We start from the raw sequence: 26,753 nt of genomic DNA, 5'->3' as shown, positions 1-26,753 counted from the left end.
TCGACGTCTCATCGCGTCAGATCGACTTCCACTCGTCGTGGTAGTCGCGGAACATCGTCTGGATGTGGTGGCCGATCTTGAGGTAGTCCAGGTCGTCCAGGTTGGCGAGGGAGACTCGGATCGACCACTTGGGGCCGTCGAAGCCCCCGCCGTTGAGCAGCACCACCGATGCCTGCTCGGCCAACCGGAACAGCGGGTCCACCGGCTCGTAGGTCTGTTCCAGGTAGTCGGCGAATTCACGGCCGTAGACGCGTTCGGCCTCGGCGAGCAGGTCCAGTTCGATGTAGTACGCGGCGCGTTCCGGGTCGTCGGCGATTCGCATCCCGGCGCCCTCCATCAGCAGGTCCAGTCGTGTGTGGACGATCTGCTGCACGTGCGCTTTGTAGGCCTTTCCCTCATCCTGCAAGGCGAACAGCGAGAACAGGGTCATCTGCACCTGCTGGGGCAGGCTCAGGCCCGCGGTGTGGTTGAGCGCCACGCGCCGCGAGTCCGCGACCAGGCGGTCGATGAAGCGCAGTCGCGACGGTTCGAGGGAGAGCGTGCCGTACCTGGTGTCCAGGCGGGTGCGTTCCGCTTCGGGCAGCTGTGCGATGAGCTGGTCGATGACGTTGTCCTCGTGCAGGCCGATCACGCCCAGGCGCCAGCCCGTGGCGCCGTAGTGCTTGGAGTAGGAGTAGACGAGCAGGGTGTTGCGCGGCAGGTCGGCGGCGATGGTGCGGAAGCCGTTGACGAACGTGCCGTACACGTCGTCGGTGATGATGACGAGGTTCGGGTTGGTGTTCCGGACGATCTCGGCGATCTGGTCGCGCACCCGGTCCGACAGCGCCAGCGAGGGCGGGTTGCTCGGGTTGACCAGGCACACCGCCTTGATGGTCGGATCGGCGAGCTTGGCGACCTCCTCGGTGGGGTAGCGCCACTCGCGCACCCCTGTCTCGGTGAACAGGTCGGCGTGCACCAGCTCCACGGTGAACTGGTACTCGTCGAGGTGCGGCATCTCGATGTACGGCGTGAAGATCGGCACCATCAGGGCGATCTTGTCGCCCTTGCGCAGCACCCCGTTGGCGACCAGGGAGTCGAACGCGTAGCACATCGCGGCGGTGCCGCCCTCGGTCGCGAACAGGCTCAACGGCGTCGGCGCGGGGCGTTCGTCGAACAGCTCCTGGTGGAGGTACGCGCGCACGACCTGTTCCGCGTGGGGGAGGATGCGATCGGGCACGGGGTAGTTGTCGCCGACGATGCCGTCGGTGAGTTCGTGCACCCACGCGTCGGGGTCGAACCCGAACCGCTCCACGCCCACGCGGACCGACGCGGCCAACAGGTCGACGCCCGGCAGGTCGGGGTGGGCCTTGACGAAGGCCGCGAACCGGTCGGCGATGCCCGCTTCGGCGGGCATGCCGCCGATGTTGTCGCCGGTGAGCACGCGGCGGCTCTCGACGAGGGAGAAGTACCCGAGGGTGTGGAACGCCTCACGCGGTCCCGTGGCGATCCAGTTCGGGTTGCCGCGGCCAGCGTTGAGCATCAGGCGGGCGGTCTTGGTCTGCTGCTCGTCGTGGTGCTCCTCGGCGAGCGCGATGAACCGGTTCTTGAGCTCGAACGGGCTCAGCGCGCTGAGCTTCGCCATCTCTTCGCGGGTACGGGTGCTTTTCGGCACGGTAATGGCCTTTCAGTGCTGGAGGAGCACGATCACCGCGCCCCAGATGGTGAGCAGGACGTTGCCGACGGCGTAGGGGATCGTGTAGCCGATGGTCGGCACCTGGCTCTTGGCGGACTCGTTGAGGGCGCCGATGGCCGCGGTGGTGGTCTGCGCTCCGGCCAGAACGCCGAGCAGGACGGGTAGTCGCATCTTCATCAGCCAGTGCCCCACGGCGAAGCCCACCAGGAGCGGCACGACGGTGGCGACGGCGCCGAGCAGCAGGAGCCCCCACCCGGCTTGGGCGAGGCCGGAGCTGAAGCTGGGGCCCGCGTTGATGCCGACGACCGCGACGAACAGGCACAGGCCGAGGGTGTCCATGAACCACTGCGCGCCGCCCGGCACGTTGCCGTAGGTCGGGTACTTGGCGCGGAGCCACCCGAACACCAGGCCCATGATGAGCGCGCCGCCGGAGGTGGACAGGCTGATCGGGACCCCTCCGGCGTGGAGCGCGGGGATGCCGATGCACCCGCCGAGGACGATGCCCAGGCCCACCCAGACCATGTCGGTGGCGAAGCTGGTGGGCACCGGTGTGCCCAGCGCGCGGGCAGCGGGCTCGACGAGGCGCTGGGGGCCGGTGAGCAGGAGTGTGTCCCCGCGCTCGACCTTCGTGGAGGAGCGCAGCGGGAACTTCGCCCCCGACCGGTGCAACTCCGTGACGAACACCCCGACCATGAACGGCTCGCGCCGAAGATCGGCCACGGTGCGCCCCATCCGGTCCTTGACGTTGGCCACGACGTGCAGGGTCTGCGTGCGGTAGCCCAGCAGTTCGACGTCGTCGGTCTCCGGGCCGATCACCTGTTCCGGGTCGTAGGCGACGATGTCGCCGCGCACCGCGCTGACGGCGACCACATCGCCCTCCGCGAGCACGATGCCCTGGTCCTGGTCGAGCAGGACGCCGTCGCGGCGCACTCGGGTGATGAACACGAGGCGGCCGAGGTCCGCTTGGGCTCGTTCGAACTCGTCGACGGTCGCGCCGACCACGGAGGGGTGCGCGATGGTGTAGGCGCGCAGCACCACTTCGTAGTAGCCCCGGCCGAGGTCGGGGTCGTCGCCGCCGGCGTCCAGTTCCGCCGCCAGCGCCGCGCTCTCGACCGCCAGGTCGCGGCCGATCAGCCGCGGCAGCACGTTGGCCAGCAGCAGCGCGCACAGGATCGTGCCGAGCGGGTAGGTGACGGCGTAGCCGATGGCGACCAGGTTCTGCTGCTCGGTGATCTGGTCGTGGCTCAGGCCGGGAAGTCCCGCGATGGCGTCGCCCGCGACGCCGATGACGGCGGACTGCGTGAGGGCGCCGCCCAGCAGACCCGCGCTCAATCCCGGCCCGTAGCCGAGGACCGCGGCGAAGAGCCAGCACACCAGCAGACCCGCCACGCACACCACCACCGCCAGCAGCACCTGCGGCAGGCCGTCCTTGCGCAGACCGCGGAAGAACTGCGGGCCGACCCGGTAGCCCAAGGCGAACAGGAACATCACGAAGAACAGCGACTTGACGGTGCCGTTGATCGACACCTCGAACAACCAGCCGAGCGCGAGGCCCGCGAGCAGGCAACCGGTGACCGCGCCCAGCGCGATGCTGCGCCGCCGGATGCGGCCGAGCAGGAATCCGAACGCGACGGTGAGGAACACCAGCAATTCGGGGTAGGGCTTGAAGATCTCATCCTTGAGGACGTGCATCCGACCTCCATCGGGCGCTCGGTGAGCGCGCCGTCCGAGGCTAGGGCGATGGTCCGGACGGCGCCGTCCGACGTCACCCGAACGGGTGGGAACCCCCGCAGCGCCCCGGCGGGGACACGTAGACCTGGTCATAGTCGGTCGGTGGAATGGTTGAGGAGTCTGCTGCAGGCGACCCCCGAGATCGCCCTGTTCGTGTGCTTGGCGCTGGGATACCTGCTGGGCAAGCTGAGGGTGGGTCGCGTCCAACTCGGTGGCGTGTGCGGGACGCTGATCGTGGCGCTCGTGGTGGGGCTGCTCGACGTGTCGTTGAACGAGCAGGTGCGCACGATCGCGTTCGCGCTGTTCATCTTCGCGCTCGGCTACACCGGCGGCCCCCAGTTCTTCGCCAACCTCAACCGGTCCGGTCTCAAGATCGGTGTGCTGTCGGTGGTCGAGGTGCTGACCGTCGTGCTGATGGTGCTCGCGCTGGCCGGGGTCCTGGACCTGGACGTCGGCACGGCGTCGGGCATCCTGGCCGGAGCGGCGACGGAATCGGCGGTCGTCGGCACGTCCACCGAGGCGATCGGCAAGCTCGGCCTGGATCCCGCCACCACGGCGGCGTTGCAGGGCAACGTGGCCACCGCGTACACCGTCTGCTACCTGTTCGGTCTGGTCGCGATCGTGCTGTTCGCCAGCGGCTTCGCACCCGCGCTGCTGAAGACGAACCTGAGGGAGTCGTCACGGGCGCTGCTGGCGAAGATGGGCGGGAGCGACGACGAACCGGGAACCGCGCCCGCGATGCCCGCCCTCGTGGGGCGCGCGTACGAGGTGACGCACCTGGCAGGGCGGACCGTCGGCGAGTTGGAGTCCGAACTGTCGAGGCAGGTGTCGGTCGAGGGCGTCGTGCGTGAGGAGTTCCAGCAGGTGGACCCGCGGTTCGAACTGGTGGCGGGCGACGTGGTGGTGCTGGTCGGCGAGCGGCAGGCGTTCCTGCGGGCGGAGGCGGTGATCGGACCCGAGCAGGCGCGACCGGACCTGGCGACGAAGACCACCGTGGAAACGCGCGAGGTCGTGGTCACCTCGAAGGAGGTCGACGGGGCGGCGTTGCGCGACGTGCGGACGCGAGGTGTGTTCACCACCGGCGTGGTCCGGGCCGAGCAGCGGCTGCCGGTGGCCGAGGGGACGGTCCTGCGGCGCGGTGACGTGCTGACGCTCGTGGGCGGTGCGGAGGACCTGGACGCGATGACCTCGCGCACGGGCTACGCGGTGCCGCGGACGGTGGCGACGGACTTCGTGTACCTGGGTGTCGGCGTCACCCTGGGCATGCTCATCGGCAAGCTGACCGTCCACTTCGGACCGATCGCGCTGTCGCTCGGCACGGGGGGCGGCGCGCTGCTGGCCGGTCTGGTGTTCGGCTGGTTCCGCGCCCGCCACCGGTCGATCGGCAACTTCCCGCCCGCTGCCGCGACCCTCACCAAGGACCTCGGTCTGGCGACCTTCATCGCCGCCACCGGTTTGGCCGCCGCGCCCCAAGCGGGGGCGCTGCTCAGGCAGTACGGCGCGCTGCTGCCGTTCGCCGGTGTGGCGCTGGTCCTGGTGCCCGCGCTGCTGTCGCTCTACCTGGGCAGCCGCGTGCTGAAGATCGAACCGCCGATCCTCCTCGGCGCCATCGCCGGTCAGCAGTGCAGCACTCCGGCGATCTCCGCGGTGACGAGCGTCGCGGGCAACTCCGTGCCGCTCATCGGCTACACCGTCACCTACGCGATGTCGAGCATCCTGCTGCCCCTGACCGGCCCGGTGGTGGTCGGACTGCTCGGCAGGTGACCGGATTCCCCGCTCCCGATGGCCGATCCCGGTCCGGCCATCTTCCCGAGTTCGCCGATCACCGCGTACCCCGGCGTAACGCCGCCCTCGTGCCGGACGACCAACGCGTGCGGAGTTCCGCCACTTGATCGCACCATCGGGAAACGGGGGATCCATGCAGTTCCAGAACAACCCGCTCCACCAGGGCCGGGTGGTCACCGCCCTCAACCTCTGGCACGTCCGCGCCACCAACCAGCACATGGCCCATGGAGCGTGGTACCAGCTCCACCCGAACGGGTCGCTGCTCTACAACTGCGGCGGTGTCAACAACGGCGGTGACTACGGTGTCGACTGGGTCGACCATGCGCTCTACGTGTGGTTGACGGGCCACTTACCGGCGGGATTCGTGTTCACCGCCGGGCCGAACCAGAGGTGGGGAGGCATTGTGGGCGCGAACGGGCAGCCGCAGTTCGTCCACGAGTTCTACAACATCACCCGTGCGGTGCCCGGTCAGCAGCACTTCCCCGCGGGAATCCCCGGCGTGGCGCCCGCGGGCAACTACAACGTGGTCCTCAACTTCCACCTCTACGTGGACGGCTGGCAGGCCAACAACCTCTTCGTCGCTCCTCCACCGCCCCCGCCGCCGGTCGCTCCTCCGCCGCCGTTGAACATCGCGGACCTTCAGCAGTTCCCGCCACTCGGCTGACCACCGCCCGCTCTCGCGCAGCCCCTCGCCACTGCGGACACCCGAACCCGCTTGGACCTTCATCGGGTAGGGAACAGGCGACCAACAGGCCCGCCGCGTAGCCGAAGTGGTCACGCGGCGGGCGCGGGGCGGGATCAGGGCTCCGATGTGCGCAGGCCCTGTTCCCAGCGCCGCTGCCGCTCGTCGGGCGTCTGCTCCCACCACGGGGTGCCGCGCTCGCCGAGCGCGACCTTCGCCGCGTGCACGCGTGCACGCGCGGCCGCCGGATCCTCACCGGAGCGCAGCGCGGCACCAACGTCTCGGCGAGCGGCCATCAGGGCTTTGCGCAGCAGCGCGGCAACGTCCTCGGGGATGTCGGGATCGGTGGCGCGCCAGCGGCGGCCGGAGATCACGACGAAGTGGCCGTCCTCGGTCTTCGGGGGTGTCGCGTGCTCGTCCATCCCGTGTTCTCCCAGTGGTCGGTGTCGAAGCGGAGTGGGTGGCGACGACGTGGACCTCGGTCCCCGGTTGGCGGAGGTCTCACGCTCTGCCGCGGTGACGTCCGGTCGCACGGGCCAGCGCCGCCAGCAGGTGGGCGTTCACCTTGCCCGCGCCGAGGCCGATCTCGACGAACCGGTCGAACGAGTCCTGGTCCGCGGCCGCGGCGGCGGTCGCCAGGTCCAGCGGCCACGGCCGTCGGGTGAGACGGGCGAGCAGGTCGGTGTGGCGGAGGTGACCGCCCAGACGCTCGCGCAGCGCACGGCGGTAGGCGCGCGCGGGATCGGGCGTCAGGGCCGCCGCGCCCGCGAGGCCACCGGACAGCACCGCGTAGTAGATCCCCTCGCCCGTCAGGGGGTTGACGAGCGACGCGGCGTCGCCGGTGAGCAGGACGCGACCGTGGCCGACCTCGGGCCGTCCGGTGGACAACGGCAGCCGGTGTCCGCGCAACGGGAGCGGGGCGAGGTCGGGCAGCAGGTGGTGCAGCCGTTCGGTCATCCGCGCCCGCGTCGGCACGACACCGGTGACGAGCTGCCCGTACCCGACGTTCGCGGTGCCGTCGCCCACGGGGAACGCCCAGGCGTAGGCGGGCCAGTCCGCTCCGGTCATGGTGAGCAGCTGTTCCCCCGCGGGCCACGGATCGGCGGGGGCGTAGCCGCGCAGTGCCACGGCGACCGTCCCCGCGGGGGCGGGTCGGGCGCCGCACTGGCGGCGGACCACCGACTCGGCGCCGTCCGCGCCGACGACCACGCGTGCCCGGATGTCCCCGTCCACCAGCACCTCGTCCTCGGCCGCCACGACCGTGCGCACCCGACGGCGGCGCAGCACCGCGCCCGACGCGACGGCGGCGCGCACCAGGCGTTCGTCCAGCAGCACCCTGGGCACGACGGCCGCCTGCCGCGCGAACGTCCGGGCGGCGACGACCCCGCCGGGCGACACCATCCGCAGCGAGGTGATCGGCTCGGTGCCCGCCACGAGTGCGGCCACGTCGACGCCGAGGTCCGCCAGCACGTCCAGCGCGTGCGGTGCCACACCGTCACCGCAGACCTTGTCGCGGGGGAAGGCCGCCGCGTCCAGCAGCAGGACCCGTGCGTCGGGATCCGCGCGCAGCGCCGCGATGGCCGCGGTGGACCCCGCGGGTCCCGCGCCCACGACGACCAGGTCCCAGGTGTTCGCCGTCATCGGGCCAACTGGTTGACCACGAAGGAGAACAGCCCCGGCGCGCGGGCGGACAGCGGCACGACGCGGCGCGCCAGCGCGGGTGTGCCGCGTGCCCGCAGCAGGCCGGAGGTCAGCCACCGGGAGCGGCGCGACGTCCTGGTCCACGCGCGGTCGTAGTCGCCGGGCCGGTCCTCGCTCAGGCACCGGACCAGTTCGGCGGCGGTGGTCAGCGCCAGCGCGAGCCCCTCGCCGGTCAGCGCGTCGATGTAGCCCGCGGCGTCCCCGACCAGCAGCACCCGACCGGCGACCCGGCCGGAGGTCCGCTGGAACAGCGGTCCCGCCCCGCGGACGTCGGACGCGGGCTCGGCGTCGGCCACCTTCGCCGCCAAGTCGGGGAAGGCCGCCAACTGCTCGTCGAAGCCACCGCGGACCGACGACAGGATCGCCACGCCGACGGTGTCCGCCGCGACCGGCGTCACGTAGGCCTCCGAGTGCGCCGCCCAGGTCACCTCGACCGAATCGCTGAACGGGCGCAGGGCGTAGTGGCGGCGCAGACCCCAGCGGGGCCTTCGTGCGCCGTTGCCCGCGGCGAGCCCCGCCGTGTCGCGGATCGTGGAGTGGAGCCCGTCCGCGGCGACGAGGTACCGGGCGCGCGAGCCGTCGACCCGCACGTGGTCGGCGTGCTGCTCGACCTCGACGACCGGCGCTCGCACCACCTCGACACCGTGCCGCAGCGCCTCGGCGCGCAGCGCGTCGTGCAGGGCGGTGCGCCGGACCCCGCGGCCGGGGCCGTCGCGGAACGCGGCGTGCGCGACCGCCGTGCCCTGCCGGTAGGTGATGCCGTGGATCGGGTGCCCGGGAGGGTCGACGCCGAGCGCGGCGAGCGCGCGCACCGCGCCGGGCATCAACCCCTCCCCGCAGGCCTTGTCGATCACGCCGTCGCGCTTCTCCCGCACCACGACGTCCAAACCCGCCTTGGCGCAGCCCAGGGCGACCGCGAGCCCGGCGGGTCCGCCGCCCACGACCACGACGTCACGCATCGACGGTCCGCAACGCGTCGTTCTCGGCGCGGATCCGGACGGTGAGCAGACCGGCGTTGAGGACCGTGAACACCAGCGCGGTGAGCCACGCGTCGTGCACCAGCGGCAGGGCGAAGCCTTCGACGACCACGGCGACGTAGTTGGGGTGGCCGACGATCCGGTACGGCCCGCCGGTGATCCTGGGCAGGCCCGGCACGACCACGATCCGGGTGTTCCACTGGTGGCCCAGGGTGCGGATGCACCACCACCGCAGCGCCTGCGCGGCGAGCACCAGGGCCAGCATCGACCACCCGAGCACGGGGTGGAAGTCGCGGTGACCCCACCACACCTCCGCCAGGCAGCCCACCAGCAGGCCGGTGTGCAGCACCACCATGAACGGGTAGTGCCCGAAGCCGGTCTCGCGGCCGCCGCGCGCCAGGCTCCACGCCATGTTCCGCTTGGCCACCACCAGTTCCGCCAGCCGCTCGACGCCGACGAGTCCGATGAGGACGGTGTACCAGAGCTGGCTCACCACCGGAGCAACACCAACTCCGCGCAGAAGCCGGGACCCATCGCCATCAGCACACCCCAATCTCCTGCCGCCGACGGTCTCTGGGCGAGCGTGTCGGCGAACACGTGCAGCACGGACGCGGACGACAGGTTGCCGATCCGGTTGAGCGAGTTCCACGTCATCGCCAGGTCGTCCTGGTCGAGACCGAGCACCGACTGGATGGTCTCGATCACCTTCGGGCCGCCGGGGTGGCAGATCCAGCGGGAGATGTCGTCGACCACCAGACCGTGCGGCGCCAGCAGGGTCTTCACGTCGTCCGCCAGGTAGGTGCGCACCAGGTCCGGCACCTCCGCGCCGAGGACGATCTTCAGGCCGGAACCGCCGATGTCCCAGCCCATGGCGCGTTCGGTGTCGGGGTACAGGTGGCTCGTGGTGTCGACGACGTGGGGACCCGCCGAGTCCAGGGGGTGCTCCGCGCCGACCGCCACCACCGCGGCGGCACCGTCCCCGAAGAGACCGGACGCGATCATGTTGGCGGCACTGGGATCCTGGCGCTGCACGGTCAGCGAGCACAGCTCGACCGCGACGAGCACCGCGACGGACTTCGGCGCCCCGAGCAGGAAGTCGTGCAGGCGGGCCACCCCCGCCGCGCCCGCGAGGCACCCCAGCCCCAGCATCGGGATGCGCTTGACGTCGGGCCGCATCCCGATCCGGGCCGCGATGCGGGCGTCGAGTGAGGGCACCGCGACGCCGGTGACGGTCGTGGACATCACCACGTCGACGTCGGTCGGGTGCAGGCCGGCGTCGGCGAGGGCTCCCAGCACGGCGTCGCAGCCCAGGTCCACCGCCACGGACAGGAAGGCGTCGTTGGCCGCGGTGAAGCCGTCGAGCCCGGCGTACTCCTCGATGGGCAGGGCGAGGTGCCGGGTGGCGACGCGCGCGTTGGCGTGGAAGCGGTCCACGACGGCGCGCGACGCCGAGTCGGGAAGGCACAGCCGCGCGAACAGGTCGGTCAACTGTGCCTGGGGATATCGGTGCCGCGGCAAGGATCCGCGCACCGCTGTTATCGCTGTCATCCTGTCGACACTAAGCGCTGGACCTACACTCGGCAGATGGCCGGAACGCCGACCGCACCGCCCAAGCGCGCGCTGGTCCGAGGGCTCGCGGGCGCGTGCCACCCCTTGCCCTCGCTCGCCGTCACGACCGTGGCGGTGCTGCTCGCCGTCGGGGTCGGGCACGACACGGTCGGTGTGGTGCTCATCGGCGCGGCCGTGCTGACCGGCCAGTTGTCGATCGGCTGGTCCAACGACTGGATCGACGCCGCGAGGGACCGGGCCACCGGTCGCGCCGCCAAACCCGCCGCCGCCGGGCAGGTCCCGGTCCCGGTGGTCGCCGTGGCGGCCGGGGTGGCGTTGGCGACCACCGTCGTGCTGTCGGCCCTGCTGGGCACGCTCGCCGCCGTCGCGCTGCTGATCGGGGTCGCCGCGGGCTGGGCGTACAACCTGGGGCTGAAGGCCACGGTCTGGTCCGGCGCGGCCTACCTGGTCGCGTTCGGCGCCCTGCCCCTCGGGCCGTACCTCGCGCTGCCCGAGCACCCGTGGCCGCGGTGGTGGGTGCCGGTGGTCGGGGCGCTGCTGGGGTTCGCCGCGCACTTCGCGAACGTGCTGCCGGACCTGCGCGCGGACGCCGCCACGGGCGTGCGCGGCCTGCCGCAACGCCTCGGCCCGCGGTGGGGTGTCGTGGTCATGGCGGTCGTGCTGGCGGCGGCATCGGTCGTGCTCGGCCTCAACCAGACCTCGTGGGCCCTCGGCGTGGTCGCCGTGGGTGGCGGGGTGCTCGGCGCCGCCGCCGCGACGGCGGTCGCGCTGCGGTCGCCCGACAGCCCGGCGGCGTTTCGGATCACGATCGCGATCGCTTTGCTGGCCGTCGTCCTGCTCATCGCCGGGGCGGTCTGACCGGCTCTGATCACCGGGCGAGGTCGTCGGCTAGCGGTGCCGCGTTCCCGTCGCGCCGAGGCGGGCGAGAACTTCGGAAAATCGATCCTGCTCCTGCCCTTCGACCAGGTCGGACGCGATGTCCCGCAGCTTGCGGTTGGTGCTTTGAGATGCCCTGCGCAGCAGTTCGTAGCTGCTGTCGACGTCACAGGAGAAGTGCCGCATCAGCAGTCCTTGGGCCACACCGATGATGTGTCGCGTGCCGAGTGCCGTCGTCAGGTGCTGCACCATCTGCTTGCTGCGGTGCAGCACCTCGATGTTGTCGAGGGCAACCCCGGCGTGCACGGCGATCAGCAGGATGACGTCGTAGGAGTGATCGGTGAACCGGTGGGGTTCACGCGACAGCAGCGTTACCGCCGTAGCCGGGACGTGCTCCGCGGGGAGGGGGAGCACCAGGCAGTCGCGGTAGCCCTGCTCGGCCAATCCCGCGGCGAACGCCGGCCAGCGTTGCTCTTGGGCGGAGTCACCCAGACGGCGCGGCTCGCCGTAGCGAAGAACCTCGCGGATCGGGTTGTCGTCGATCCCGACGATGTGCGGCGGCTGCGCGGAAGAGACGACGACCTCGAAGCCACCAGCACTGCTGACCGCGAGGAACGCCAGGTCGCAGCTGCCGACAGTGCGTGCCAAGTGGTTGGTGAACCGGCGGGCGATCGCCTCGTGGTCCTCGTCCTCGACCAGTCGGGTCATCTCCGCCAACTCACTGGCCAACGTCGAGAAGGAGATGTTCGTGGGGCTGGTCATCCTGCGCTCCTCGGTGGTAGCTGCCCGCCCGGTTGCAGTGGGACGGCACAGTGGGAACCGGATGCTGCGCTGCTGAACATCCACCGGCTGACCAAGCTAGCGCATGTCCACGTCGCGCCGCCCGACCTCCCAGGTGTGGACGAATGAGCGTGAACACGCAGGGACGACCCCGCCCATCATGATCATCAGTCAGACGGGGCAGCGGCAGAAGAGTCGGGGTTCCACTATCAGGGTGGCGTTGAGGATGTCACCCTCGACTGGCCCCAGGGTGGCGGCCTGAGGTGGACTCGCTCAAGGTCTTTCAGGCTGGCGGTTGTTGGTCGAGCAGGCCGGCGGGGTCGGTGCTGTAGGCGACCATCCAGCTGGGGTCGATGCGATACCAGACGTTCTCGTCCCAGAACGGGTCGTCGCTGTCGCCGTCGTAGTGGTCGACGAGGTAGTCGCGGATCGCCGGCCACGTCGGGTCGCTGCTCGTCCCCTCGGGGTTGAGCTCGACGGCGTGTCCGTGCGTGAAGATGCCGAGTTGCTCGCCGCGCAGGTAGGTCGCGCTGATGCCGGGCCGCGCCGCGAGGTGACGGGCCTTGGCGGCCTGGCGGTGGGTGCCGACGATCCAGCGGCCGTGCAGGAAGTGCCCGTCGGCGCCGCTGATGCGTGGCTCACCGCGCCGGGTGACCGTGGCGATCGCCAGGGTGCACATGCCTTGGCAGACTTGGACGACCTGCTCGGCGTCCAAGGTGCTCTCCCCTGGCCGGATGATCGATTTGAGGTGGCTGGTGGAGTCGGCCAACGAGGTGTCGAGCAGGAGTTGCAGGCTGTGGAGCTCGTCGGGAGTCTCGAACATTCGGCAAGTCAACCAGCTCCCACCGACAGTGTCGGCTGGTGCGGACGTGATGTGGTTTCGGATCCTCGGGTGATCAGGGCCCTGACGCGCGGGTCAGGAGGCGACGGTCGGGGACAGGATCGCGCGCACCCTGGCGCGGAGCCAGGTGTGGGCGGCGTCGGTGTCGTAGCGCTGGTGCCAGCTGCAGATCATCGGCGGGGACGGCACCGGGAGCGGCAGGGGTTCGGTGCGCAGGCCGAACGTCTCGACGAGGGGGCGCCAGGTCGCTTCCGGCACGGTCAGGACGGCGTCGCCGCGGCTGACGATGAGCATGGCGCTGGCGGCGGTGCTGACCGAGCCGAGGACGCGGCGGGTGAGGCCGTGGGTCGCGAGCAGGTCGTCGACCGGGTCGGCGAGGCGGCCGCGGCGGGACACCAGGACGTGCGGTTGGGCGGCGTAGGCGGCCAGGTCGAGGGCACCCGCGCACGGGTGGCCCTGGCGCAGGATCACGACGACCCGGTCGTGGCCGAGGGTCTCGGAGCGGAACTCGGGCTGGTCGGGGGCGGACGAGCCGATCGCCAGGTCGATGCGGCCGTGGCGCAGGTCGTCGGTGTCGGACGCGGGCTCGGCCAGGAAGCGCAGGCGCACGCCGGGGGCGAGTTCCGCGATGCTGCTCAGCAGCGTCGGCGCCAGCGCGGTGGTGAGGGCGTCGTGGCACTGCAACGTGAACGTGCGGTCGAGTTCGGCCAGGTCGAGTTCCCGGTTGGGGACGAGCACGCTCCTGGCCTGCCGCACGAGGTCGCCGACCTGCTCGCGGACCGCCAGCGCGTAGGGCGTGGGGGTCATGGTGCGACCGGTGCGCACCAGGATGTCGTCGCCGGTCAGCCGCCGGATGCGGCCCAGCGAACGGCTGACCGCGGGGGAGGAGAGCCGCAGCCGGTCGGCCGCACCGAGCACGCTGCCCTCCTCCAGGAGCGCGTCGAGCACCGTGAGCAGGTTCAAATCCAATTGCATGAGAGTAAATCCTACCTTAGCAAGAGTGCATTGGACTTAATCGCATCGAGGCGTGAAGGTTGATCCATGCGCAACGAACTCCTCGACGCGGTGATCGCGTCCGTCCACGAAGCAGGCGAGCAGCTGCGCTTCCTCGGCACCCGGCCCACGACCACCGAGGCCATGATGGCCGCGCTCCAGGCCAACGACGAGGCCGTCACCGCGGTGCTCCGGCCCGCGCTGACCGCCGCCCTGCCGGGCTCCGGCTGGAACACCGACGAGCACGGCTCCGGCCCGATGCCCGACGGTGACTGGTGGGTCGTCGACCCGGTCGGCGGCAACCTCCACGCCGTGTACGGCATGGCCGACTGGAACATCGGCGTCAGCCTGGTGCGCGACGGCGAACCCGTCCTCGCCGTCCTGCACACCCCGACGTCCGGCGAGACGTTCACCGCCGTCGCGGGCGAGGGCGCGCGCCTCAACGGCGTGCCCGTGCACGTCTCGGAGAAGACCGACCTCGGTGTGGCGCTGGCGGGCACCGGCCAGGCCAAGCCCAGCCACGAGCCCGCCGACGCGCGACGCGCCGCCGCCGCCATCGAGGCGATGATGCAGCGCGCCCTCTACGTCCGGGTGTCGGTTCCGGTCAGCCACCAGCTCGTGCAGGTCGCCGCGGGCCGCATGGACCTGCACTGGCAGTTCGACAACCTGCGCTCGCACATCGGGCCCGTGCTGATCGCACGGGAGGCGGGCGCCACCGTCACCGACCTCGACGGGAAGCCGTGGCAGGTCACCAGTGACGGCTACCTCGCCGCCGCCCCCGGCCTGCACGCCGCCGTGCTCGACGTCCTCCGCACCGCGCGCTGAAGTGGAGTCCACGATGGACAAGCTCCTCGACCAGGTCAAAGCCGTCGTCGTCCAGGCGGGCGCGGCCCTGCACGACGAGTACACCGACACGGCCCGCCCCGCGGACAAGGCGGACATGGGCAGGGCCGGGAAACGCCTCGACGACCTCGTCACCGGCATCCTGGAACCGGCCCTCGCCAAGATCCGGCCCCAAGCGCGCTGGATCGGCGACGACCAAGAGATGACCGAACTCCCGCCCGGTGAGTGGTGGGCCGTCGACCCGATCGAGGGCGGCGTCAACTTCGTGCACGGCATGGACCAGTGGGCGGTCACGGTCACCCTGCTCCGGGACAACGATCCCGTGCTGGCGGTCGTCCACCAGCCGGTCGGCGACCGCACGTGGACCGCGGTGCGCGGCGGAGGCTCGTTCCTCAACGGCAGGCCGCTCACCGTGTCGGCTAAGACGGACGTCGGCGCGGCGATCGTCACCACGACCCAGCCCCGCACCCTGAACCGCCGCTTCGGCGACGCCGTGGCGGACCTGCTCGACGAGGTCCTGCTCCTCCGCTCCACGGTGCCCAGCACGTTCCCGCAGTTGGACGTCGCCGAGGGGCACGTGGACGCCTACTGGCAGTACGAGTGCGACCTGGTCGGCGTGGCGGCGGGCGTCCTGCTCGTCACCGAGGCGGGCGGCGTGGTGACCGGTCTCGACGGCGAGCCGTGGCGGCCCGGTCACCCCGACATCCTCGCCGGGGCTCCCGGCGTGCACGAGGAACTGCTCGCCCTGCTGAAGAACAAGGACGTGCGCTGACATGGAGATCACCATCCTCGCCGCCTCCGGTGCGACCGGACGCGAACTGACCCGCCAAGCCCTGGAGCGCGGCCACACGGTCACGGCGATCGCGCGCACCCCCGCCAACATCGCCGTCCCGGACTCGCCGAGGTTGATCCGGGTGGCCGCCGACGTGCGTGACCCGCGATCGATCGGAGAAGCCCTGGCGGGGCGGAAGATCGTGCTCTCCGGCCTCGGCATCGCGAGCGGTGACAAGCCGGGCGCGCTCACCGCGGGAGCCCACGCCCTCGTCGCGGCCCAACCGCAGCGCGCCATCTGGCTCGGCGCGTTCGGCACGGGCCCGTCCGCCCGCGCGGCCGGTGCCGCCACCCGCACGCTGCTGAAGGTGATGGGAGAGGACAAGCTGACCGACAAGGCCGCCTCCGACGCCGCCGTCCTGGCCGCGGGCGGGACCGTCTTCCACGCCGGACCGCTGTCGGACGGACCCCTCAGCCCGACCCGGCGCACGGTCGGTCTCGGCGACGCTCCGCACCGCTTCTTCCCCGCCCGCGTGAGCCGCGCGACCGTCGCCGCCGCCATGCTGGACGAGGCCGAGGACCCGACCTACCCCGGCACGATCGCGATCCCGCTGGAGCGCTAGGTCCGCGTTCGGGGCCGGTGGGCACGGGGCGCTGAAACCGAAGGGGGACCAGGGAATCACCCGTGCTGCTCGCCGTTGTTGACGGTGCTCGGGGAACCCCGCGGGGTATCGGCCGCTCGACTCCTGGGTATTGGACACCGCCACCACGTTCCCTGGACGGTGGAGGTGTCGTCCCGATCGGGGCCGAGGACCGGAAGGAACGCTGTCATGGCGAGGGAGCCCGGTGTCGCGCGCGCACTGCGCGTGGCGAAGAAGACGGTCGTGGCGGACGGGGTGGTGGAGATCGTTCTGGTCGACGCCGAAGGGGGTGGCCTGCCTTCGTGGGAGCCGGGCGCGCACGTCGTCCTGCACCTCGCCGAGGGGCTGCGCAGGCACTACTCGTTGTGCGGGGCCGACCGGTTCGACGGCACGTGGACGATCGCGGTCCACCGGGCTCCCGCTTCGCGGGGTGGGAGCGCCTTCGTCCACGACACCTTGCGACCCGACGCCGAACTCGACGTCGTCGGACCGCTGAACGACTTCCCGTTGGAGGAGGCGGAGCGGGTCGACCTCGTCGCGGGTGGGATCGGTGTGACGCCGATCATCGCGATGGTCCGGTCCCTGAGGGACGACGGGGCCGACTTCCGCTTCGTCTACTGCGGCAGGACGCGGGCCCTCATGGCCTACCTGGCGGAAGTCGAGTCCTGGAACGACGACCGGGTGCTCGTCCACGTCGACGACGAGCAGGGCGGTCGGCTGGACCTGGCGGCGTGGATGGCCGTCGACCCCGAGGCGGTCCTGTACTGCTGCGGGCCGGAGCCGATGATCGCGTTCGTCGAGAACGCGATCGACGACCCCTCCCGGCTGAGGGTCGAGCGCTTCGTGGCGCCGGAGTTCGACACCGCCGCGGACACCGCCTTCGACGTGGTCGACGCGGACTCCGGTCGCCGGGTCAGGATCGACGCGGATCGCGGCATCCTGGAAACCCTGGAGGGCGAGGGGTACGACCTGCCCAACTCCTGCCGGGAGGGCGTCTGCGGCACGTGCGAGACCGCCGTGGTCGGCGGCGTCCCCGATCACCGCGACTCCGTGCTGACCGAGGCCGAGCGCGCGGCGAACGACGTGATGATGATCTGCTGCTCACGGTCGCGCGGCGAGGAACTGGTCCTGCGGTTCTCGCGGTGGTGATCACGTCGTGGAGGTGCGCGATCGCTTGGGGGCGCTAGTGTTTCCGGGGTGATACCGGTTGACGTACGGCAGCTCGAGTGCTTCATCGCGGTCGCCGAGGAGCTGCACATCGGCAGGGCCGCGGCTCGGTTGCGCATGACCCAGCCGCCGCTGACGCGGCGCATCGCGCGGCTGGAGCGCGAGGTCGGGGCGCGCCTGTTCCTGCGGACCGCCACGGGCGTCGAGCTGACCGAGGCGGGCAGCGTCCTGCTGGAGCGCGCCCACCGGATCGTGCAGCTGACCGACCACGCGGTCGAGCGGACCCGCCTCGCCGACGCGGGCCACCAGGGGTCGTTGGTGGTCGGGTACTTCGGCGCCCTGATCTTCGGGTTGATCCCCCGTGTGCTCCGGTCGTTCCACGACCGGCACCCCGAGGTGGAGCTCGTCCTGGAACGCGCGTCCGAGACCGTGCAGGCGGACGCCATCCGCGACGGGCGGATGCACCTGGGCTTCGCCCGCCGGTACCCGGCCGAGCCCGAGCTGGTGACGCGGGTCGTCGCCGCCGAGCGCCTCTTCGTCGCCGTCCCGACCGACCACCCACTGGCCGCAGGCGGGCCGATCGCGTTGCCGGACCTGGTCGACGCGCCCCTGGTCCTCTTCCCGGTGGAGTCCCGCCCCAGCTTCGCCGACGAGGTCACCAGGCTGTTCGCCAAGGCGGAGGTCCCGATGCGCGTGGTGCGCGAGGCCCAGGACGTCGTCACCGCCATCGCCTACGTCGCGGCGACCCGCTTGTGCGCCATCGTGCCCGAATCGGCGACGACCCTCGAATTCCCCGACGTCGTCTACGTCGAGGTCGGCGACATCCCGCGCGTGCCGGTGTGCTGCCTGCACCGGGCCGGTGAAGTGCCGGAAATCGTGCGGGACCTGGTCGACCACCTCGAGTTCGACGATCGGGCGGGGTGATCCGGCGGTCTTCATACCCGTGGCGCACCGGAATCGGTGACGATCCGGTATTGGTGACCTCCGGTCCGTGCGGGTTAGCGTGGTGTTACCGGGAAACAGCGCACGACGAAGTCGGTGTGCGCCCCGAATAACGCGTACGGAGGGGAGATCGTCTCAATGGCGGATCAGCGAACGGTCGCGCTTTTCGACGAATTCGTCGAATTCACGAGGTCTTTCATCGTGAAGCACGGCCTGCACTACAACGACTACGAAGCCGTTCTGAAGTACGTCATCAGCGTGGGCGAAGCGGGGGAGTGGCCGCTGCTGATGGACGTCTTCTTCGAGTCGACGGTGAACACCGTGAGCTACGGCGAGGGCGACTGGACCCCCAGCGCCATCGAAGGGCCCTACTTCAAGGAAGGCGCTCCGCACATCGACGCGGAGCCGTTCGCGCTGCCGATGCGCCCCGACGAGCCCGGCGACCGGCTCGAGTTCCTCGGCGGTCTCCACGACGCGGACGGAACGCCGGTCGAGGGGGCCGTGGTCGACGTCTGGCACTCCACCAACGACGGCGTCTACACGTTCTTCTCGCCGAGGCTCCCGGACGAGTACCTCCTGCGCGGCAAGCTGACCTCGGACCCCGACGGCGCCTTCAGGTTCCGGAGCGTCCGCCCGGTGCCCTACGAGGTGCCCCACGACGGGCCGACGGGGAACCTGCTCAACACCGTGCTGGGCAGGCACTCGTGGCGGCCCGCCCACCTGCACTTCAGGGTCCAGGCGCCGGGGTACCGCACCCTCGTCACGCAGCTCTACTTCGAGGGCGACCCCTACCTGGAGAGCGACTCCTGCACCGGCGTCAAGAACGAGCTCGTGGTCGTGCCCGAGAAGGTCGAGGTCGACGGCGAGCCGTACCAGCGCGTCGCGTTCGACTTCGTCCTCCAGCCCTCCTAAGGGGTCGCGATGCGTCGGGAGGCAGGCTCATGAGCGGGATTCCGCGGGCCGACTTCGTCCACGACTGGCCGTCGTCCCGTGTCGTCTTCGGGCACGGGCAGGTCGCCGCCGTGCCGTCTGAGGTCGCCAGGCTCGGCGCGCGGCGGGTTCAGCTGATCTGCGACCCCGCTGCCTCCACCGCGGCCGATCGGGTCGTCGAGTCGCTGGGTGCCGCGCTCGTCGTGGACCGGATCGACGAGGTGGTCATGCACGTCCCGTCGCCGGTGGCGCGCGAGGCCGCCCGACGTGCCACCGAGACCGCCGCGGACCTGGTCGTCTGCATCGGCGGGGGCTCGGCCACCGGGTTGGCCAAGGGGGTCGCCAAGTTCGCCGGGCTGCCCGTGCTGGCGATCCCGACGACGTACGCGGGCAGCGAGATGACGTCCGTGTACGGCTTGACCGACGGCGGGAAGAAGGTCACCGGCAGGCTGGAGGGCGTTCGCCCCAGGACGGTCGTGTACGACCCCGACCTCACCGTCGGCCTGCCCCTGGAGCTGTCGGTGACCAGCGGCCTGAACGCAGTCGCGCACTGCGTGGAGGCCCTCTACGCGCCCGCTCCCTCGCCGATGGCGCAGGCGGCCGCGGGGGAGGGGATCCGGGCGCTGGCAACGGCGCTCGACGTCCTCACCCTGTCCGCCGACGACCCCGGCGGACGCGGCCTGGCCCTGCGGGGGGCCTGGCTCGCCGGGTGGGTGCTGAACGTGTCGGAAATGGGCCTGCACCACCGGCTGTGCCACGTCCTCGGCGGTCTCCTGGACCTGCCCCACTCGCCGTTGCACGCGGTGGTCCTGCCCTACGTCACCGCGTTCACCGCTCCCGTGGCGCCGGCGGCCATGCGCCTGCTGGTGTCGGCGTTGCCGGGAGCGGGGGACGACCCGGCCGACGCCGGTGGCGCGGTGTGGGACCTGTCCACGAGGCTCGGCGCCCCCACTTCCCTCGCCGAGTTGGGCGTGGGGGAGGAGGATCTCGACCGGGCGATCACCGCGGCGGTCGACTCCGTCGGGGGCCGTCCACCCGTCCACCCCCGAGGATCGACGGCCGCGACGCTGCGGGCGTTGATCACCGCCGCGTGGACGGGCGAACGCCCGCCGCCGGGACTCGGTCCTCCCTGACCCCGGTCGGCTTCCCGCGGTCCCGTCCGATCCAGTGCGAACCGAGGTCACAGCAGTGCCCGCAGTCGACGTGAGGCAGTTCGAGTGCTTCATCGCCGTGGCCGAGGAGAAGCACATCGGGCGCGCGGCGGCGAGGCTGCACATGACCCAGCCGCCGCTGACCCGGCGCATCACCCGGCTGGAGGGCGAGGTCGGCGCGCTGCTGTTCGTGCGGACGGCGGCGGGCGTCGAACTCACCGCGGCGGGCGAGGTGCTCCTGGAACGCGCCTACCGGATCGTCCAGGTCACCGGGCAGGCCGTCGAGCGAACCCGGCTGGCCCACCACGGACAGGCGGGCGCGTTCGTCGTCGGGTACTTCGGTTCGATGATCTTCGACGTCGTCCCGCGGCTGCTGAGGGCCTTCCTCGACACCAGGCCCGCGGTGGACCTGGTCCTGGAGCGGGCGTCGACGAGTGTGCAGGCCGACGCCATCCGCGGCGGGGGCATGCACCTGGGCTTCAGCCGCCGGTACCCGGACGAGGTCGGCCTCGTGGTCGACGACATCCCCGGCGAGTCGATGCACGTCGCGCTGCCCCTCGGCCACCCGCTGCTCGACCGGGCCGAGGTGCGCGTCGCCGACCTGGCGGCGGAGGGCCTCGTGCTCTTCCCGACGCGGCCGCGGCCCAGCTTCGGCGAGGAGGTGGCCGACCTCTTCACCGACGCCGGGGTCGAGATGAGGGTCGCGCGCGAGGCCGAGGACGTCGTCACGGCGCTCGCCTACGTGGCCACGGCGAAGCTGTGCACGGTCGTGCTCCGGTCCGCCACGAGGATCAGGCTGCCCGGCATCGGCTTCGTGCCGTTGACCGGGGTGGCGAGCAGGCCGCTGAGCTGCCTGCACCGGCAGGAATCCCCTCCTGTCGTGAAGGCGTTCCTCGATTTCGTGGGGAAGAACGACTTTTCCCGGTGAACCCTCAGGGTTCGCATTGTTCTCACTGATCCGCCCGCCGATACCGCGTCGGCATCCCCGTCGTGCGCGAAGGGTTTTGAATTCCGCCGGAAATGAGATGGCAGGTGCGAGATGTGTCACGACAAGACGTCGGTGTCCGAAGGCCTCACCGTGACCGCTGCGCCCGAAGTGGTCGCGACGGCGAACGGGGAAATGCCGGTCCTGCGCTTTTCGGCCGGTGAGTCGGCCCCGAGCGTGCTGCTCGCGACGGACGTCCACGGCGTCAACGACTTCTACCGGTACCTGGGGTCGCGGCTGGCCGAGTCCGGCTTCACGACCTACGTCCCCGACCTGTTCTTCAGGCTGGGGGCGGCGGAGGACTCGAGCAGGGAGGCCGCCCTGCGCCGTCGGGCACGGCTCGACGACCGCCAGGCCCTGGCCGACCTCACCGTGGTCCGGCAGGCGTTCGTGGCGGAGGGGCAGCGGTTCGGGCTGCTCGGGTTCTGCCTCGGGGGCAGCCTGGTGCTGTTGGCGGCCGCCGACGCTCCAGAGGCCGTGACCGCGTCCTACTACGGCTTCCCCCGAGGCGCGCCCGGCGCGCTGGTGGCCGCCGAGGAGCCGATCAGCGCGGCGACCCGCACCCGCGGACCCGTCCTCGGCATCTGGGGCGACCAGGACTACATCGACCGGGACGACATCGAGGAACTGCGGTCCGCGCTGGACGGCTCCGCGGCGGACTACGACCACCGCGTGTACCCCGGCGTGGGCCACGCCTTCCTGGGCGGGCTCACCGAGCCGGGGCCATCCTCGGCCGCCGCGCACGCGTCGTGGCAGGTGACCACGTCCTTCCTGGGGCGCCACCTCCTGGGCGACCGGGCACGGCTCGGCTCGTCCCGGAGCGGTGCGTGATGTTCGCGATCCGGTCGGTTGACACCGTCGTGGTCGACCTGCCGATCCGGCGCCGCCACCGCATCGGGGTCGGGGTGATGACCAGGCAGAGTTCGGTTGTCGTCCAGGTGCACACGCGCGACGGCGTGACCGGGCTCGGCGAGGCGGTGGTGCCCGGCGGCGGCCCGGAATGGGGTGGCGAGTCCGTCGAGACGATGAAGGCCGTCATCGACCTGTACCTCGCCCCCGCCCTGTGCGCCGCGCCGATGAGCGGGGTGAACGATGCGGTCGCGCGGCTGGACCGGGCGTCGGCGCACAACAGGTTCGCCAAGGCGGCGCTGGAGATGGCGCTCTGGGACATCGTCGGCAAGGTGCACGGCTGCCCGGTGTCGGAGCTGTTCGGCGGGTTGGTGCGCGACCGGCTGCCGGTCCTGTGGTCGGTCGGGGCGGACACCGAGCGGGCCGCCGACGAGATCGCCGACCGCGTCGCGGCGGGCCATCGGATGGTCAAGTTCATGATGGCCCACCCGTCACCGGCCGAGGACGCCGCCAGGATCCTCGGGCTCCTGCGCGAGGTGCCCGAGGACGTCGTGGTCGTGGTCGACCCGAACGGGCGGTGGGACGAGTCGGCCGCGCGCCGGTGGTTGCCCCGTCTGGCCGAGGCGGGGGTGGACATCGCCGAACAGCCCCTGCCCGCGTGGAACCTCGACGGGATGGCCCGGATCAGGGCGTCGTCGGGGATGCGGGTGATGGCGGACGAGGCCGTGGCGTCGGTGCACGACGCGGTGGCCGTGAGCCGACGGCGCAGTGCCGACCTGTTCTCCGTCAAGGTCCCCAAATCCGGGGGGTTGGCGGCGGCGAACGGCATCGCGGCGGTGGCGCGTGCGGCCGGGATCGGGTGCTACGGCGGCGGAACGATGGAGACGTCGATCGGGACGTCGGCCGCCGCCCAGCTGTTCGGCACCTGGCCCGTCGTGCACGGCTGCGACCTCATCGGGCCGCTGCTCATGACGGACGACGTCGTCGTGGAGCCGGTGTCCTACGAGAACGGTGACCTCGTGGTGCCGCGGGGGCCGGGGCTCGGAGTGGAGTTGGACGAGCAGAAGCTACGCAAGTACGCGAGGGAGTGATCATGGGCGAGAAGCGGGAAAGCGGTCCTCAGGTGTCCGATGTGGACTTCGTGCCCAAGGGGTACGTGGTCTTCGACCTGGAGATCACCGATTCCGAGGGTTACGAGGACTACCGGCTTGATGGGCAGGCCAGCATCCGGGAGTGGGACGGGCGGGTGCTGAGCGGGGAACCCGCTCCGCGCGGGGTGGTCGAGTGCCTCGAAGGCGAGTGGCCGACCAAGCGCCTGGTGGTCGTGGAGTTCGCCAGCGTCGCGGTGGCTCGGGACTGGTACGGGTCCGAGCAGTACCAGGCTGCGGCGCGCAAGCGGCAGGCCACCAGCAAGGGGCGGGTGCTCCTCGTCGAGGGCTGGAAGAAGCCGTGGTGACGCGGGACGGGCAGCCGATCGACGAACGAGGGTGGTGACGGACGTGCCCGATCTCGACCAGTTGCCCGACGTCGTGCGGCAGCGCGTGCTGATGCGTCCGGTGCCGATCAACGACGACGTGCCGTGGACGGCGCCGACCGCGCCGGTGAACGCCTCCCGGCTCGCCCTGGTCACCACGGCGGGGCTCCACCTGCGTTCGGACCTGCCCTTCGCCAAGTACGACCAGGGCTACCGGGTGATCCCGAACTCGGCCGGAGAAGCCGATTTGTTGCAGAGCCAGAGCAGCATCGGGTTCGACCGGTCGTTGCGGATGCGCGACATCAACGTCGTGTACCCGATCGACCGGCTCCAGGATCTCGTGGCCGACGGCCGCGTGGGGGAGCTGTCGCCGAACTTCTACTCGCTCGTAGGGGCGCAGGAGGATTCGGAGAAGACGGCCGCCACGGTCGGGGAGGCGCTGGGGCCGCTGCTCCGCGCGGATGGCGTGGACCTGGTGCTGGTCACCCCCACGTGCCCGGTGTGCACGCACACCGGTGGCGCGGTGGCGCGTGTCCTGGAGGCGCTGGGGGTGCCGACCGCGGCGATCAGCATGGTCCGGGAGTACACGGACAAGGTCCGGCCCCCGCGTTCGCTGTACGTCCCGTTCCCGTTCGGCGCGCCGTGCGGACTCCCCGGCGACCGGGAACAGCAGTTGGACGTGCTCACGGCGGCCCTCTCGCTCTTCGACGAGCCCGGCCCCGGTCCCGTCGTCCGGGGCTACGCGGCCGAGGGCGTGGAAGGGCAGCGGCTCAGCCCCGTCCAGGCGTCCGATGTGGACCTCGCGCCGGTCGAGGTCGACGCCGCCACCGAGGTGTCGATGATGCGGCGCTACCACGAGTTGTGGGTGCGCCGTGAAGGCAGGACGGCGGTCGGCCTCACCGGGATACCCGCGGTCCGGTTCCGGGGTGTCGTGCGCTACCTGGAGGCCTTCGTTGCGGACGAGCCGGAGAAGGGCCTGCGGCCGGACGGGGTCCCGGTGGGCGAGTTCCTGAGGTACTGCGCCGACGACCTCAAAGCCCTGTACCTCGAAGGCCGCATGGTCATGCGGGCGGGCGAATCCCCCGACGCCGCGGGCGAATGGCTGTGGGGACGCACGGCGCTGGCCGGGCTGCTCGTCCGGGTGCGGGACCACATGCGGGCGTCGGAGGACGCCGCCGTCCGGGACGCGGCCTTCGGCATCGCCCGGTGAAGCCCGCTCGCAGGCACGTCGTCGAAGGAGGTCGTTGTGGGATCGCGTGAGGTGTCGGAGATGCGCTTTCCGGAGAACCTGCGCTACGGGCCCGAGCACGAGTGGTCCGAGGTGGCGCCCGGCCACGTCGTGACCGTGGGCATCACCGACTACGCGCAGGACCAGCTCGGTGACGTCCAGTGGGTCGAGCTGCCGAGGGTGGGCGCCGAGGTCGAACTCGGGGCCGCGTTCGTGGAGGTGGAGTCGACGAAGACCGCGTCGGAGGTCTACGCGCCATGCTCCGGGCGGGTGGTCGAGGTCAACGAGTCACTCGTGGGCGACCCGGAGCAGGTGAACACCGATCCGTACGCCGCGTGGTTCGTCAGGATCCAGGCCTCCCGCCCCGAGGAGCTCGACCGGCTGAGAAGCGCCGAGGAGTACGCGGCGGAACTCGCGTGATCGGGAAGACCTTCCACACCAGCGAAAGGAGCGTGCCGGTATGCGCGCTGCGGTAATCGGCGGGGGCATGGCGGGCCTCTTCACGGCCATCGCCCTCCGGGAGTCCGGGGACGCGTTCGAGGCCGTGGACGTCTACGAGCAGACCGCGGTCCCGACCACGGCGGGAGCGGGCCTCAACATCGCGCCGAACGGCGCCCGACTGTGCCACTGGCTCGGCATCGACCTGGACGGCGGCGACCCGAAGGGGCCGGTGGGGGTCCCGGACGGCGGCCGGGCCGCGATCCTGGACGCCACCCGCCAGATCATGCCCGACCTGTCGGTGTCGTTGCGGCCCTTCGACTACAACGCCCCGGAGAAGATCGCCGAGGGCGGCGGGTTCCACCACATGCACCGCCAGGACCTGCTGATGTGCCTGCACCAGCGCGTCGCGGAACTCGGCCCGGAGTCGGGGGTCCGCTGCCCGATCACCCTCCACATGGGCAAGCGCCTCTCGCGGCTGGAGCAGGACGAGGACTCGGTGACGGCCGCGTTCGAGGACGGCACCAGCACCACGGCCGACGTCCTCATCGGCGCGGACGGCATCCACTCGAAGGTCCTGGAGCTGCTGTGGCCGGGCTCGCGCGAACGGCGGTGGACCGGGTCGATCATCCTGCGCGGACTCATCCCGAAGGAGGAGGTCGCCGCGCTGCGCAAGCGCGACGGCAGCCCGCTGGACTTCAGCCCGACGGGCCACAGGTACCACGACATGATCAAGCGGGACGACGCCCTCTGCATGTCCTACTGGGTCCGCGGGGGCGAGCTGCTGAACGTCGCGATCACCTGGTACGAGCCCGAGTCCAGGGAGTTCCACGAGGACTGGGGCGACTGGCGGGCCATCGACCGGGCGGAGGTCGTCGAGACGCTCGCGCGGACCTGGGGCGACGACCCCCGAGGGGAGGAGGTGATCGCCCTCGCGGGCGCGATCGGGAACCCCACCAAGTGGGGCCTGTTCGACCGGGACGCGCTCGACCGCTGGCAGGAGGGGCGGGTGTGCCTCGTCGGCGACGCCGCCCACCCGATGCTCCCGACGTTCGGCCAGGGCGCGTCCCAGTCCTTCGAGGACGGAGCGGCGCTGAGCAAGTGCTTCGCACTGCACGGCAACGACTTCCGCAGCGCGCTGCTGCACTACGAGCGCGTCCGGCACTACCGCGCCACCCGGTTCCAGTTCGGGTCCAAGGTGGCGTTCAAGCAGTTGGAGCCGGAGGACTCGGCCGCACGGCGGCAGATCCTGGCCGCCACCGACGAACGGGACATGGCGATCTTCGACCACGAGGAGCGCGCGGGCAGTGACGACTCGTGGATCTACGCCTACGACGCCCGCGCGATCGGCGACACCCTGCCGCCGCGTCGACTCGGCCCGTGGGACTTCCGCACCCGGACCGCCGGAGCGGACGCGCGCAAGGACATCTACCGGAACCTGTGGAAGCCGGACGTGCCGCTCACCGGCGACAAGCCGGTGACCCGCGACGAACTCCGGTTCCACAGCGCGTTCGACGACTGCTGGATCGTGATCCGGGGGAAGGTCTACGACTTCACGGAGTGGAAGCACCACCACCCCGGCGGGTCGTTCGTCGCGCGGCTGTTCGCCGGGAAGGACGCCACGGCCGAGTTCGGCGACTTCCACAGCAGGGCGGCGATCAGGCACATGGAGAACTTCTGCGTCGGCCCGCTCGTGGAGTAGCGACCTCGGTGCTCGAACGCCGGTC

The 26,753-nt window shown here is 71.3% G+C and carries 27 protein-coding genes; 17 read left to right on the top strand and 10 right to left on the bottom strand.

Translation table 11 applies throughout. The annotated features are described in order from the left end of the window. Positions 1 to 16: 16 nt before the first annotated feature. Together ACFWW9_RS02645 and aspT (ACFWW9_RS02640) are read right to left on the bottom strand one after the other, a co-directional pair. The gene (locus tag ACFWW9_RS02645) at positions 17 to 1,621 is read right to left on the bottom strand and encodes a bifunctional aspartate transaminase/aspartate 4-decarboxylase (protein WP_390370677.1); all 1,605 of its coding nucleotides are present in this window, start codon (positions 1,619 to 1,621) and stop codon (positions 17 to 19) included. A gap of 42 nt (positions 1,622 to 1,663) precedes the next feature. Further along, positions 1,664 to 3,364 carry an aspartate-alanine antiporter gene (gene aspT, locus ACFWW9_RS02640; RefSeq protein ID WP_390370676.1) on the bottom strand — a complete coding sequence of 567 codons (1,701 nt, stop codon included), beginning with the start codon at positions 3,362 to 3,364 and terminating at the stop codon, positions 1,664 to 1,666. A gap of 141 nt (positions 3,365 to 3,505) precedes the next feature. Here aspT (ACFWW9_RS02640) and aspT (ACFWW9_RS02635) point away from each other — a divergent pair, with 141 nt between their 5' ends. Beyond that, positions 3,506 to 5,167 carry an aspartate-alanine antiporter gene (gene aspT, locus ACFWW9_RS02635; protein WP_390370674.1) on the top strand — a complete coding sequence of 554 codons (1,662 nt, stop codon included), beginning with the start codon at positions 3,506 to 3,508 and terminating at the stop codon, positions 5,165 to 5,167. Positions 5,168 to 5,321: 154 nt separating this feature from the next. Next, positions 5,322 to 5,852 carry a hypothetical protein gene (locus ACFWW9_RS02630; RefSeq protein WP_390370672.1) on the top strand — a complete coding sequence of 177 codons (531 nt, stop codon included), beginning with the start codon at positions 5,322 to 5,324 and terminating at the stop codon, positions 5,850 to 5,852. 134 nt (positions 5,853 to 5,986) lie between these two features. On the opposite strand, the gene ACFWW9_RS02625 is transcribed toward ACFWW9_RS02630, so the two are convergent. From ACFWW9_RS02625 to ACFWW9_RS02605, 5 genes are all read right to left on the bottom strand, one after another. Continuing rightward, complete coding sequence (locus ACFWW9_RS02625; protein ID WP_390370671.1) at positions 5,987 to 6,292, bottom strand: hypothetical protein; 306 nt, start codon at positions 6,290 to 6,292, stop codon at positions 5,987 to 5,989. A 79-nt stretch (positions 6,293 to 6,371) separates the two neighbouring features. Further along, positions 6,372 to 7,511 carry a geranylgeranyl reductase family protein gene (locus ACFWW9_RS02620; protein ID WP_390370669.1) on the bottom strand — a complete coding sequence of 380 codons (1,140 nt, stop codon included), beginning with the start codon at positions 7,509 to 7,511 and terminating at the stop codon, positions 6,372 to 6,374. After that, a complete protein-coding gene (locus ACFWW9_RS02615) occupies positions 7,508 to 8,530 on the bottom strand; it encodes an NAD(P)/FAD-dependent oxidoreductase (protein ID WP_390370668.1) in 1,023 nt (340 codons plus the stop codon). The genes ACFWW9_RS02620 and ACFWW9_RS02615 overlap by 4 nt, the downstream gene beginning before the upstream one ends. Then, entirely contained in the window at positions 8,523 to 9,041 is a 519-nt protein-coding gene (locus ACFWW9_RS02610; RefSeq protein WP_390370666.1) for an isoprenylcysteine carboxyl methyltransferase family protein, read from the bottom strand. The genes ACFWW9_RS02615 and ACFWW9_RS02610 overlap by 8 nt, the downstream gene beginning before the upstream one ends. Further along, positions 9,038 to 10,096 carry a type III polyketide synthase gene (locus tag ACFWW9_RS02605; protein WP_390370665.1) on the bottom strand — a complete coding sequence of 353 codons (1,059 nt, stop codon included), beginning with the start codon at positions 10,094 to 10,096 and terminating at the stop codon, positions 9,038 to 9,040. Before ACFWW9_RS02605 ends, ACFWW9_RS02610 begins: the two co-directional genes overlap by 4 nt. Before the next feature lie 36 nt (positions 10,097 to 10,132). Here ACFWW9_RS02605 and ACFWW9_RS02600 point away from each other — a divergent pair, with 36 nt between their 5' ends. Beyond that, positions 10,133 to 10,975 (top strand): UbiA family prenyltransferase, encoded by an 843-nt coding sequence (locus ACFWW9_RS02600; RefSeq protein ID WP_390370664.1) that lies wholly within the window; start codon positions 10,133 to 10,135, stop codon positions 10,973 to 10,975. A 30-nt stretch (positions 10,976 to 11,005) separates the two neighbouring features. Here ACFWW9_RS02600 and ACFWW9_RS02595 read toward each other — a convergent pair whose 3' ends face one another. The 3 genes from ACFWW9_RS02595 to ACFWW9_RS02585 all read right to left on the bottom strand — a co-directional run bounded on the left by ACFWW9_RS02595 (position 11,006) and on the right by ACFWW9_RS02585 (position 13,589). After that, on the bottom strand, positions 11,006 to 11,839 hold the full coding sequence (locus ACFWW9_RS02595) for a GAF and ANTAR domain-containing protein (RefSeq protein WP_390370663.1): 834 nt from the start codon (positions 11,837 to 11,839) through the stop codon (positions 11,006 to 11,008). A 217-nt stretch (positions 11,840 to 12,056) separates the two neighbouring features. Continuing rightward, positions 12,057 to 12,596: a pyridoxamine 5'-phosphate oxidase family protein gene (locus ACFWW9_RS02590; protein ID WP_390370661.1), complete on the bottom strand. Its 540-nt coding sequence runs from the start codon at positions 12,594 to 12,596 to the stop codon at positions 12,057 to 12,059. Between the two features lie 93 nt (positions 12,597 to 12,689). Then, positions 12,690 to 13,589, bottom strand: coding sequence for a LysR family transcriptional regulator (locus ACFWW9_RS02585; protein ID WP_390370659.1), 900 nt, complete (start codon positions 13,587 to 13,589; stop codon positions 12,690 to 12,692). 66 nt (positions 13,590 to 13,655) lie between these two features. Here ACFWW9_RS02585 and ACFWW9_RS02580 point away from each other — a divergent pair, with 66 nt between their 5' ends. The 14 genes from ACFWW9_RS02580 to ACFWW9_RS02515 all read left to right on the top strand — a co-directional run bounded on the left by ACFWW9_RS02580 (position 13,656) and on the right by ACFWW9_RS02515 (position 26,728). After that, positions 13,656 to 14,432, top strand: a complete 777-nt coding sequence (locus tag ACFWW9_RS02580) for an inositol monophosphatase family protein (RefSeq protein ID WP_390370657.1) — start codon at positions 13,656 to 13,658, stop codon at positions 14,430 to 14,432. Positions 14,433 to 14,445: 13 nt separating this feature from the next. Further along, positions 14,446 to 15,222, top strand: a complete 777-nt coding sequence (locus ACFWW9_RS02575; protein WP_390370656.1) for an inositol monophosphatase family protein — start codon at positions 14,446 to 14,448, stop codon at positions 15,220 to 15,222. Position 15,223: 1 nt separating this feature from the next. Beyond that, on the top strand, positions 15,224 to 15,844 hold the full coding sequence (locus ACFWW9_RS02570) for an NAD(P)-dependent oxidoreductase (protein ID WP_390370654.1): 621 nt from the start codon (positions 15,224 to 15,226) through the stop codon (positions 15,842 to 15,844). A 207-nt stretch (positions 15,845 to 16,051) separates the two neighbouring features. Next, the gene (locus ACFWW9_RS02565; protein ID WP_390370653.1) at positions 16,052 to 17,011 is read left to right on the top strand and encodes a PDR/VanB family oxidoreductase; all 960 of its coding nucleotides are present in this window, start codon (positions 16,052 to 16,054) and stop codon (positions 17,009 to 17,011) included. Positions 17,012 to 17,059: 48 nt separating this feature from the next. Next, positions 17,060 to 17,953, top strand: a complete 894-nt coding sequence (locus ACFWW9_RS02560; protein ID WP_390370651.1) for a LysR family transcriptional regulator — start codon at positions 17,060 to 17,062, stop codon at positions 17,951 to 17,953. 156 nt (positions 17,954 to 18,109) lie between these two features. Then, entirely contained in the window at positions 18,110 to 18,883 is a 774-nt protein-coding gene (locus ACFWW9_RS02555) for a dioxygenase (protein WP_390370649.1), read from the top strand. A gap of 29 nt (positions 18,884 to 18,912) precedes the next feature. Then, positions 18,913 to 20,034 carry a maleylacetate reductase gene (locus ACFWW9_RS02550; protein WP_390370647.1) on the top strand — a complete coding sequence of 374 codons (1,122 nt, stop codon included), beginning with the start codon at positions 18,913 to 18,915 and terminating at the stop codon, positions 20,032 to 20,034. Positions 20,035 to 20,089: 55 nt separating this feature from the next. Next, a complete protein-coding gene (locus tag ACFWW9_RS02545) occupies positions 20,090 to 20,980 on the top strand; it encodes a LysR family transcriptional regulator (RefSeq protein ID WP_390370645.1) in 891 nt (296 codons plus the stop codon). 150 nt (positions 20,981 to 21,130) lie between these two features. Further along, a complete protein-coding gene (locus tag ACFWW9_RS02540; RefSeq protein ID WP_390370643.1) occupies positions 21,131 to 21,868 on the top strand; it encodes a dienelactone hydrolase family protein in 738 nt (245 codons plus the stop codon). Beyond that, positions 21,868 to 22,977, top strand: coding sequence for a muconate/chloromuconate family cycloisomerase (locus ACFWW9_RS02535; RefSeq protein ID WP_390370736.1), 1,110 nt, complete (start codon positions 21,868 to 21,870; stop codon positions 22,975 to 22,977). The genes ACFWW9_RS02540 and ACFWW9_RS02535 overlap by 1 nt, the downstream gene beginning before the upstream one ends. Positions 22,978 to 22,979: 2 nt before the next feature. Further along, positions 22,980 to 23,342 carry a DUF1330 domain-containing protein gene (locus ACFWW9_RS02530; RefSeq protein WP_390370641.1) on the top strand — a complete coding sequence of 121 codons (363 nt, stop codon included), beginning with the start codon at positions 22,980 to 22,982 and terminating at the stop codon, positions 23,340 to 23,342. A 43-nt stretch (positions 23,343 to 23,385) separates the two neighbouring features. Beyond that, positions 23,386 to 24,570, top strand: coding sequence for a glycine/sarcosine/betaine reductase selenoprotein B family protein (locus ACFWW9_RS02525; RefSeq protein WP_390370639.1), 1,185 nt, complete (start codon positions 23,386 to 23,388; stop codon positions 24,568 to 24,570). A gap of 60 nt (positions 24,571 to 24,630) precedes the next feature. Next, positions 24,631 to 25,008: a glycine cleavage system protein GcvH gene (gene gcvH, locus ACFWW9_RS02520; RefSeq protein WP_390370637.1), complete on the top strand. Its 378-nt coding sequence runs from the start codon at positions 24,631 to 24,633 to the stop codon at positions 25,006 to 25,008. A gap of 40 nt (positions 25,009 to 25,048) precedes the next feature. Beyond that, positions 25,049 to 26,728, top strand: a complete 1,680-nt coding sequence (locus ACFWW9_RS02515; RefSeq protein ID WP_390370635.1) for a cytochrome b5 domain-containing protein — start codon at positions 25,049 to 25,051, stop codon at positions 26,726 to 26,728. Positions 26,729 to 26,753 lie beyond the last annotated feature (25 nt).

Source organism: Umezawaea sp. NPDC059074, assembly GCF_042738955.1.
In the GTDB taxonomy this organism is placed as follows: domain Bacteria; phylum Actinomycetota; class Actinomycetes; order Mycobacteriales; family Pseudonocardiaceae; genus Umezawaea.
Note: the sequence above shows the minus strand (reverse complement) of the source record. Positions and strands in the feature narration are given on the sequence as shown.